This window comes from Pseudomonas sp. PAGU 2196 (assembly GCF_022179005.1).
Taxonomy (GTDB): Bacteria; Pseudomonadota; Gammaproteobacteria; order Pseudomonadales; family Pseudomonadaceae; genus Aquipseudomonas; species Aquipseudomonas kermanshahensis.
This window is the reverse complement of sequence record NZ_BNTL01000053.1, coordinates 1-3,293: the sequence shown is the minus strand read 5'-3', so window position 1 is coordinate 3,293 and position 3,293 is coordinate 1. Positions and strand designations below refer to the sequence as shown.

The 3,293-nt window shown below is 51.5% G+C and carries 2 rRNA genes; both read left to right on the top strand.

The features are described from left to right. The first annotated feature begins 58 nt into the window (after positions 1 to 58). A 23S ribosomal RNA gene (locus tag MFF34_RS27730) occupies positions 59 to 2,951 on the top strand. Positions 2,952 to 3,080: 129 nt separating this feature from the next. Then, positions 3,081 to 3,196, top strand: a 5S ribosomal RNA gene (gene rrf, locus MFF34_RS27725). Positions 3,197 to 3,293 lie beyond the last annotated feature (97 nt).

Here is a 3,293-nt window from a genome sequence, read left to right as displayed (position 1 = left end):
AAACGAATTTTCGGCGAATGTCGTCTTCACAGTATAACCAGATTGCTTGGGGTTATATGGTCAAGTGAAGAAGCGCATACGGTGGATGCCTTGGCAGTCAGAGGCGATGAAAGACGTGGTAGCCTGCGATAAGCTTTGGGGAGTCGGCAAACAGACTGTGATCCAGAGATCTCTGAATGGGGGAACCCACTCAGCATAAGCTGAGTATCTTGTACTGAATACATAGGTGCAAGAGGCGAACCAGGGGAACTGAAACATCTAAGTACCCTGAGGAAAAGAAATCAACCGAGATTCCCTTAGTAGTGGCGAGCGAACGGGGACCAGCCCTTAAGTTGGTTTGAGATTAGTGGAACGCTCTGGAAAGTGCGGCCATAGTGGGTGATAGCCCCGTACACGAAAATCTCTTATCAATGAAAACGAGTAGGACGGAGCACGAGAAACTTTGTCTGAATATGGGGGGACCATCCTCCAAGGCTAAATACTACTGACTGACCGATAGTGAACTAGTACCGTGAGGGAAAGGCGAAAAGAACCCCGGAGAGGGGAGTGAAATAGATCCTGAAACCGTATGCGTACAAGCAGTGGGAGCCTACTTTGTTAGGTGACTGCGTACCTTTTGTATAATGGGTCAGCGACTTATATTCAGTGGCGAGCTTAACCGAATAGGGGAGGCGTAGCGAAAGCGAGTCTTAATAGGGCGTTTAGTCGCTGGGTATAGACCCGAAACCGGGCGATCTATCCATGGGCAGGTTGAAGGTTAGGTAACACTGACTGGAGGACCGAACCGACTACCGTTGAAAAGTTAGCGGATGACCTGTGGATCGGAGTGAAAGGCTAATCAAGCTCGGAGATAGCTGGTTCTCCTCGAAAGCTATTTAGGTAGCGCCTCATGTATCACTGTAGGGGGTAGAGCACTGTTTCGGCTAGGGGGTCATCCCGACTTACCAAACCGATGCAAACTCCGAATACCTACAAGTGCCGAGCATGGGAGACACACGGCGGGTGCTAACGTCCGTCGTGAAAAGGGAAACAACCCAGACCGTCAGCTAAGGTCCCAAAGTCATGGTTAAGTGGGAAACGATGTGGGAAGGCTTAGACAGCTAGGAGGTTGGCTTAGAAGCAGCCACCCTTTAAAGAAAGCGTAATAGCTCACTAGTCGAGTCGGCCTGCGCGGAAGATGTAACGGGGCTCAAACCATGCACCGAAGCTACGGGTATCACCTTTTGGTGATGCGGTAGAGGAGCGTTCTGTAAGCCTGTGAAGGTGAGTTGAGAAGCTTGCTGGAGGTATCAGAAGTGCGAATGCTGACATGAGTAACGACAATGGGAGTGAAAAACTCCCACGCCGAAAGACCAAGGTTTCCTGCGCAACGTTAATCGACGCAGGGTTAGTCGGTCCCTAAGGCGAGGCTGAAAAGCGTAGTCGATGGAAAACAGGTTAATATTCCTGTACTTCCAGTTATTGCGATGGAGGGACGGAGAAGGCTAGGCCAGCTTGGCGTTGGTTGTCCAAGTTTAAGGTGGTAGGCTGAGATCTTAGGCAAATCCGGGATCTCAAGGCCGAGAGCTGATGACGAGTTGCCTTTAGGCGACGAAGTGGTTGATGCCATGCTTCCAAGAAAAGCTCCTAAGCTTCAGATAACTGGGAACCGTACCCCAAACCGACACAGGTGGTTAGGTAGAGAATACCAAGGCGCTTGAGAGAACTCGGGTGAAGGAACTAGGCAAAATGGCACCGTAACTTCGGGAGAAGGTGCGCCGGCGAGGGTTAAGGACTTGCTCCGTAAGCCCATGCCGGTCGAAGATACCAGGCCGCTGCGACTGTTTATTAAAAACACAGCACTCTGCAAACACGAAAGTGGACGTATAGGGTGTGACGCCTGCCCGGTGCCGGAAGGTTAATTGATGGGGTTAGCGCAAGCGAAGCTCTTGATCGAAGCCCCGGTAAACGGCGGCCGTAACTATAACGGTCCTAAGGTAGCGAAATTCCTTGTCGGGTAAGTTCCGACCTGCACGAATGGCGTAACGATGGCGGCGCTGTCTCCACCCGAGACTCAGTGAAATTGAAATCGCTGTGAAGATGCAGTGTATCCGCGGCTAGACGGAAAGACCCCGTGAACCTTTACTATAGCTTTGCACTGGACTTTGAATTTGCTTGTGTAGGATAGGTGGGAGGCTTTGAAGTGGGGACGCCAGTTCTCATGGAGCCATCCTTGAAATACCACCCTGGCAACTTTGAGGTTCTAACTCAGGTCCGTTATCCGGATCGAGGACAGTGTATGGTGGGTAGTTTGACTGGGGCGGTCTCCTCCCAAAGAGTAACGGAGGAGTACGAAGGTGCGCTCAGACCGGTCGGAAATCGGTCGTAGAGTATAAAGGCAAAAGCGCGCTTGACTGCGAGACAAACACGTCGAGCAGGTACGAAAGTAGGTCTTAGTGATCCGGTGGTTCTGTATGGAAGGGCCATCGCTCAACGGATAAAAGGTACTCCGGGGATAACAGGCTGATACCGCCCAAGAGTTCATATCGACGGCGGTGTTTGGCACCTCGATGTCGGCTCATCACATCCTGGGGCTGAAGCCGGTCCCAAGGGTATGGCTGTTCGCCATTTAAAGTGGTACGCGAGCTGGGTTTAGAACGTCGTGAGACAGTTCGGTCCCTATCTGCCGTGGACGTTTGAGATTTGAGAGGGGCTGCTCCTAGTACGAGAGGACCGGAGTGGACGAACCTCTGGTGTTCCGGTTGTCACGCCAGTGGCATTGCCGGGTAGCTATGTTCGGAAGAGATAACCGCTGAAAGCATCTAAGCGGGAAACTTGCCTCAAGATGAGATCTCACTGGGATCTTGAATCCCCTAAAGGGCCGTCGAAGACTACGACGTTGATAGGTTGGGTGTGTAAGCGCTGTGAGGCGTTGAGCTAACCAATACTAATTGCCCGTGAGGCTTGACCATATAACACCCAAGCAATTTGCTAACGCAGATTGCGGTGGTGAAGACGAAAGAACCGAAAGTTCGTAACCACATATATCGCATATCCGAATTCGCTGGGCTGTCCATCTGGACATTCTGGCTACAGAATTTCTTGACGACCATAGAGCATTGGAACCACCTGATCCCATCCCGAACTCAGTAGTGAAACGATGCATCGCCGATGGTAGTGTGGGGTTTCCCCATGTGAGAGTAGGTCATCGTCAAGATTCATTTCGCAAAACCCCTATCTGCGCGAGCAGGTAGGGGTTTTGTCTTTTGCGGCCGTCAACACGGGCCGTGATGATGAAACATGCGTCATCCATG